This window comes from Vibrio sp. 1069 (assembly GCF_033340555.1).
The window spans coordinates 1-1,054 of the sequence record NZ_JAWOWP010000116.1 but is presented as its reverse complement, the minus strand read 5'-3'; the positions used below and the strand labels follow the sequence as shown (position 1 = coordinate 1,054).

1 protein-coding gene is annotated in these 1,054 nt (G+C 45.6%); it reads left to right on the top strand.

Going from position 1 to position 1,054, the window contains the following annotated elements; genetic code table 11:
• Nucleotides 1-904 (top strand): type I secretion C-terminal target domain-containing protein (locus tag R7040_RS24815; RefSeq protein WP_318097327.1); only part of this gene is annotated, 904 nt, incomplete at its 5' end.
• Nucleotides 905-1,054 lie beyond the last annotated feature (150 nt).

The window sequence follows — 1,054 nt, the reverse complement described above, 5'->3', positions numbered from 1 at the left end:
AACGTTTGATATCAACGTGACACCAGTGGCGGACAAACCGACGCTTGCCTTTGACGCGAACTTTAATTACATCCAACGTATTACTGCTAGCCAAAGTGCGAGTTTTCAGGGCGTAGCGTTAGTCGGCATTATTGCTGCACTGACGGATTTGGATGAAGTCTTAGCGTTAGAGGTGACAGGCGTTCCAAGAGGCGCCACGCTAACGAGTGATGCGACCACATCGAGCATCAGTTTTGATAGTGCGACTTCTACTTGGACAGTGCCTGCTGATGAAATTGATACGCTTCACATCGATAACGTGCGCCAAGGTGATCACGATATCACGCTGACTGCGGTTTCAACGGAATCGAATGGCGATCAAGCGTTCTCAGACCCAATCGATATCAGCATCAATGTTACGTCTAACAACCGTGACATCGATGTTTCTTCTGAAACGGAAGATAATCTGTTACTTGGTAGTGATCGCGGAATTTCCCTCATCGGCGGCGCGGGTGATGACCGCATTATCGGTGGTGACGGCGATGATATTCTCATCGGTGGTCTGGGTTCGGACATCCTAACGGGTGGCGGTGGTAACGATATCTTTAAATGGACTCAAGATACCGTTGACGAAGGTGCAGTGGATACCATAACCGACTTTACGCTTAATGAAGACACGATCGATCTTAAAGACGTGATTGCGGATTTAAATGACCCAATGGCAGGAATTGATGAGTTACTTGCGCATATTCAAGCGGACTATGATGCCACGACAGACAATGTCTCTTTGAGCATTACTACTGATGCGAACGTTCATCAGACCATTGTGGTTGAGAACTTAGGTCAGGCAATAGACTTTAATGGATTAAGCTCAAACGAGATTGTTGAATCGCTTCTTAATCGAGGTGTTATTGATAACGGATAAAGTGATTTGAGAAATGAAAAGTGCGGCGGTTAGATTTGACCGCTGCGCTTATTAGCGTTTGGTGTTCTTCAATATCTGGAAAGGGAGTTAGGTATAATTTTTATCTTGGTTTCTTTAGACGTGAATGTCGAGAAGGCTGCCAATTACCTC